Source organism: Pelovirga sp., from assembly GCF_059864205.1.
The window spans coordinates 1-5,516 of the sequence record NZ_JCBCBS010000016.1 but is presented as its reverse complement, the minus strand read 5'-3'; the positions used below and the strand labels follow the sequence as shown (position 1 = coordinate 5,516).

The window sequence follows — 5,516 nt, the reverse complement described above, 5'->3', positions numbered from 1 at the left end:
TTTTTCGGTCTGTTGCGTGACCAGGGCGCACAGGTCGCGTCGGTGGAGGATTTTTCCGAACGGGTTAATCTGGCCGGTTACGAGCATGGTCAGGTGACATGCTCTGAATTTATCGCCGGAATCAACAACCTGCTTGCCCGACCTTTGACGGAAGCTGACATGATTGCGGCCTGGAACGGGATATTTGCTCCCCTGTCGGACATGCTTGAATTTGCGACTGAGCTTAAAAACCATTATCCGGTATATCTGCTCTCCAACATCGGCAAGCTCCACTGGGATTTTCTGTCCGCAACCTACGAACTGGATGCTTATTGTCACGACCGCCTGGCCTCTTTTGAGGCCGGCGCCATGAAACCAGCCGCCACCATTTACCACGCTGCACAACAGCGTTTTGCCCTTGAGCCCGAATACACCTTGTTTATTGATGATAAACAAGAAAATATCCAGGGTGCCATCGCCTGTGGATGGCAGGGTTTTGTCCATCGTGATCCGGCGGCTACCAGAGACTGCTTGTACAAGTTGACCGGTTTTGCGAACTAATCAGTTGTTGCCAACAGGGCGGAAAAGCCGGATGGATGCACTGTTCCAGTTAATTGATCGCCTTTTGCCCCGGCGCCTGCAGGTCAAGCTCAGTCTGCTCGTGACGATTCTGCTGATGATTCTGGTCAGTTTGATCGGAGCACTGTTTTCCGATTTTTCCGAGCGCACCCTGCGCGAGCAACTCGGACGCAAAGCACTGAACATTGCCCAGTCGCTGGCGATGAATCCGGTGATTATAGAGGGGATAAAAAACCGGGATGTGGCATCTGTTCAGCTTTTTGCCGAGAAGTTGCGCGAAGTTACCGGGGCGGAATATATCGTCGTTGGTGATCGCGAAGGAATTCGTCTGTCCCACCCGGAGCCGGATCGGATTGGCAAGGCTTTTGTTGGGGGAGATCTTGGTTCGGCCCTGAGCGAAGGACGATCGTACGTTTCCGCAGCGGTCGGCACCCTCGGCCCGTCATTACGAGGTATTGTCCCGGTCCTAAATGGTGATGGGCGCGTTATCGGTTTTGTCGCGGTAGGTTATCTGACCAGTCAGATCAATGATCAGATCCGGTCACAACGCAATCAAATTATTGGTTATGTTGCGATTGTCCTGCTATTTGGTGTCTTCGGTGCAACCCTCATTGCCCGTGGCCTGAAGGCAGCGATCATGGGTCTTGAAGTTCATGAGATCGGAGCCCTGTTCAAAGAGCGCAGTGCGATTATCGGAGCGGTACGTGAAGGGATTATCGCGGTTGACGGACGTGGATATCTGACCTTTGTCAATACCGCCGCACTGAAATACCTTGAGCGTAGCGATATGGATGATATGCGCGGGGAGCCTCTGGCCGAAATCTGTCCCTGCCCGGATCTGGCAGAAGCTCTCAAAGCCGGTAAGCAGGTTTTCGACCAGGAAATGCTCCTGGCCGGACGGGTGATGCTGGTCAACATTGTTCCCCTGTTGGATGCGGATGGTGGCATGGTGGTCAGCTTTCGCCCCAAGGATGAACTTGATCGCTTAACCCGGGAACTCTCCCACGTCCAGGAATATTCAGAACTGCTGCGCGCCCAGACCCATGAGTATTCCAACAAGATGCACACCATCGCCGGATTGCTCCAGCTCGAAGCCTATCAGGAAGCCCTTGATCTGGTGATTAACGAGTCCAGCGGCTATCAGGAACTGGTGCGCGCCATGGCTGAGGCGGTTCCTGATCCGGTGATTGCCGGATTGATCCTGGGTAAATACAACCGCGCCTGCGAGCTTAAGATCACGATGGAGTTTGATCCGCAGAATTCCTTCGCTGACCTGCCGTCCCACCTGGATCGTGACGCGTTGGTAACCATCCTTGGGAATCTGCTGAACAATGCCTTTGAAGCGGTGCGCGAGCGGGGCGAGACGATGCTGGTTCGATTGTATCTGACCGATCTGGGACCCGACCTGGTGATTGAGGTGGAAGATTCCGGCGTTGGCGTTGCTCCTGCCATTGCTGAGAATCTGTTTGATCTGGGCGTGACAACCAAAGAAGGGACGGGGCGCGGCACCGGACTGTCTCTGGTCAAGCATGCGGTTACCCGACTGCAAGGGGAAATTACTTACGGCCAGGGGGAGCTTGGTGGGGCTTTATTTACCGTGATGATTCCCAAACAGCAAAGGGCCAACGCATGACCGTAGAAAAGATCAGAGTCCTGGTGGTCGAGGATGATCTGCGCATTGCCGATCTGCATCAGCGCTTTGTCGCTAAACTGGAAGGGTTCGAGGTTGTCGGTATCGCCGTGCGGATTGATGATGCGCTGGAAATGATTGAGGTGCTGCAACCCGATCTGGTGCTGCTCGATCTGTTCTTTCCTGAAGGCAACGGCATGGATCTGTTGCGTCATATCCGTGCCGGTGATCAGCCCTGCGATGTGATTCTGATTACCGCCGCGCGCGAAATGGCCACCCTGCAAAATGCCCTGCGCGGCGGCGTGTTCGACTATATCGTCAAACCGGTATTTTTCCCGCGGTTTCAGGAGTCGCTGCAGAATTTCCGTACCCTTCATCTGGCCTCCCGCAGTGGTTCCTCCCTGGAGCAAAAAGATATCGATCGGCTCCTGCATGCGCAGATTCCGGTGACGGCGGACGCAGGTTCCATGCCGGTGCCCAAAGGGATCGACCCCTTAACCCTGAACAAGGTGCGGCAGGCTTTTGCTGATCCCCGGGTAGCTGATTTGAGTGCCGAAGATGTCGGTAAGACCATCGGTGCCAGTCGCTCCACCGCGCGCCGTTATCTGGAATATTTGACCACGGAAGGGTATTTAACCGCCGACCTGCTCTACGGTGTTGTCGGTCGCCCGGAACGGCGCTATGTGCGCAATCGCTAAACGGGCATCTGTTATTTTGGTCGTGAACACAATCATCATAATCCCCGTAAAAGAATAAACTCTTTTTAATTCCACAATATTTACAGTTTGATCAACGACTCCTAGTCTGGTGACAACAAGGTCCCGGGGTTTCTGCTCCCGGCTTACTGTTCACCTGTTTCCTCAAGGAGTCTGCCATGTTGTATATCCAGTTTTTTTTCTTGCTGCTGATTCTCTATGTCGGCAGCCGCTATGGCGGTGTCGGTCTCGGTGTCGTTTCCGGCATCGGTCTGTGCATTCAGGTTTTCATCTTTAAAATGCCACCCACCAGCCCACCGATCACCGTCATGCTGATCATTATTGCGGTGGTCACCTGTGCCGCCATTCTGGAAGCGGCCGGTGGTCTCAAGTACATGCTGCAGATCGCCGAGCGGTTGCTGCGCTCCAAACCGAAAATGGTGACCATCCTGGGTCCGTTGGTTACCTACACCATGACCTTCATGCTCGGTACCGGCCATGCCGTTTATACCATCATGCCGATCATCGGCGACGTTGCCCTGAAAAACGGCATCCGCCCGGAACGCCCCATGGCGTCAGCCTCGGTCGCATCACAAATGGGCATTACCGCCAGCCCGATCTCAGCCGCTGTTGTTTACTACCTGTCGCAGATGACCGATCTGGTTCCCAACCTGACCCTGCTGTCGATTCTCATGGTCACGGTACCGGGCACCCTGGCCGGAGTACTGCTCATGTCCCTTTACAGTATGCGTCGTGGTGTGGATCTGGAGAAAGACCCCGAATATCAGCGTCGTTTGCAAGATCCCTTGTGGAAAAAACGGATTGAAGAAACCACCGCGACAACCCTCGGTGAAACCCTGCCGACCTCGGCGCGCACTGCGGTGTTGATCTTTCTTCTGGCCCTGACCTCCATCGTTGTCGTCGCCATGATTCCCGAGTTGCGTACCCTCAATGTGGGGGATAAGCCGATCGGGATGGCCGTTATTATCCAGATGATGATGCTGGCTTTCGGTGGTCTGATTTTGATCGTTACCAAAACCAAAGCATCACTGATTCCCGAGGGGGTGGTATTTAAATCTGGTATGGTTGCCGCCATCGCCATCTTTGGTATCGCCTGGATGAGCGACACCTACTTTAAATTTGCCCTGCCCAGCTTTCAGAGCGGCATCACCGAAATCGTCACCAACCACCCCTGGACCTTCGCCTTTGCTATGTTTGTGGTATCGGTCGTAGTCAACAGCCAGGCCGCAACCTGCCGCATGATGCTCCCCGTCGGTTTGTCCCTGGGCCTGCCACCGGCGTTGCTGATCGCGATTATGCCCTCATCCTACGGCTATTTCTTTATCCCCAACTATCCGTCGGATATCGCTACCGTCAACTTCGACAGTTCCGGCACCACCAAAATCGGCAAATGGTACTTCAATCACAGCTTCATGGTGCCCGGCCTGATCGCCGTACCGACGGCATGTATTGTTGGCTACTTCATTGCCATGGTGATTATCGGCTGAACAAACAGTTCCTGCCCCTGCCGCTGTGAAAAAGTAGTCTTTTCCAGGAAGGGGGGCCATGAACACACGGAACCACAATCATAACCGCAAGCACCGGCTGAAACAAAAGCCGGTGGTTGCGGTTTTTTTTGTTGTGACGCTGTTAAGAAAGAATTGACTAAGAATGATGATTTTCATCCTTTCATCATGAACGTTTTTCCGCCTGCTGTTCAGACTCATTTCATGTTAGAAACACGAAGAGTTCTTCAGACTCATTTCATATTGGAAGAGGCTACGGGTGGCCGACCGCGTGGTATTTATGGATGCTGGAGAAATCTGTGAGCAGGGGACACCGGAACAGATTTTCAGTGATCCGCGCCAGGCCCGGACACAGAAATTGCTTGGTGATGTTTTGTAGCGATACATTTTACAGTTGAATATGAGTAGCTGTTCAGCACCTCAGGAATTATTAAAGGAAAAAGCCTGCAATGGACATGTTTAAACGCTGCGAAAATTGTTTGAGGCGATAGCCGAGTTCTTTTCGCAAGAGAAAGCATGCCCATTGATAGGCGCTCGTTATTCTTATCAAGGTGAATAGTTACGAATATGAAAGCAAAAGCCCCCGCGATTTGGCTGATCGCAGGGGCTTTTTTCGGAGTGCCGGCTTGCTGCGCAAGCAGAGTCAGTGTTGGTGACCCTGTGGCAGAATCAGATTCAGAGCAATACCGACAATCCCCGCCAGGCCGATACCACCGAGTTTGACGATGGCCAGGTCGAAGGTCATGCCGCCGATACCGAACACCAGAATGACAGCGACGATAGCAAGGTTGCGTGGCAGCATCAGGTCGGTGCCGGCACGTACCAGGATGTTAATGCCGATGACGGCAATGGCTCCGAACAGCAGTACCATGATGCCGCCCATGACCGGTACCGGGATGGTGTTAAGCAATCCACCCAGTTTGCCGATAAATGCCAGCAAGATGGCGGCGATGGCAGCCCAGGTCATGATGGCGGGATTGAAGGCTTTGGTCAGGGCGACGGCGCCGGACACTTCGGAGTAGGTGGTGTTGGGCGGCCCGCCGAGAAAGGCGGCAACGCTGGTGGCAACCCCGTCACCGAGGAGGGTGTTTTGTACGCCGGGATCTT

5 protein-coding genes are annotated in these 5,516 nt (G+C 53.8%); 4 read left to right on the top strand and 1 reads right to left on the bottom strand.

Going from position 1 to position 5,516, the window contains the following annotated elements:
* From AC6F7T_RS01155 to AC6F7T_RS01140, 4 genes are all read left to right on the top strand, one after another.
* On the top strand, nt 1–540 hold a 540-nt coding region (locus AC6F7T_RS01155; protein WP_500716121.1), incomplete at its 5' end, for an HAD-IA family hydrolase.
* A gap of 31 nt (nt 541–571) precedes the next feature.
* Complete coding sequence (locus tag AC6F7T_RS01150) at nt 572–2,191, top strand: ATP-binding protein (protein WP_500716120.1); 1,620 nt, start codon at nt 572–574, stop codon at nt 2,189–2,191.
* Complete coding sequence (locus tag AC6F7T_RS01145; RefSeq protein WP_500716119.1) at nt 2,188–2,886, top strand: response regulator; 699 nt, start codon at nt 2,188–2,190, stop codon at nt 2,884–2,886. Before AC6F7T_RS01150 ends, AC6F7T_RS01145 begins: the two co-directional genes overlap by 4 nt.
* Nucleotides 2,887–3,062: 176 nt before the next feature.
* Nucleotides 3,063–4,391: an anaerobic C4-dicarboxylate transporter gene (locus tag AC6F7T_RS01140; protein ID WP_500716118.1), complete on the top strand. Its 1,329-nt coding sequence runs from the start codon at nt 3,063–3,065 to the stop codon at nt 4,389–4,391.
* A gap of 661 nt (nt 4,392–5,052) precedes the next feature.
* On the opposite strand, the gene AC6F7T_RS01135 is transcribed toward AC6F7T_RS01140, so the two are convergent.
* Nucleotides 5,053–5,516 (bottom strand): solute carrier family 23 protein (locus AC6F7T_RS01135; protein ID WP_500716117.1); only part of this gene is annotated, 464 nt, incomplete at its 5' end.

Coding starts and splice junctions, on each gene's coding strand:
- AC6F7T_RS01150 (WP_500716120.1), top strand. CDS start 572: ATGGATGCACTGTTCCAGTTAATTGATCGCCTTTTGCCCCGGCGCCTG.
- AC6F7T_RS01145 (WP_500716119.1), top strand. CDS start 2,188: ATGACCGTAGAAAAGATCAGAGTCCTGGTGGTCGAGGATGATCTGCGC.
- AC6F7T_RS01140 (WP_500716118.1), top strand. CDS start 3,063: ATGTTGTATATCCAGTTTTTTTTCTTGCTGCTGATTCTCTATGTCGGC.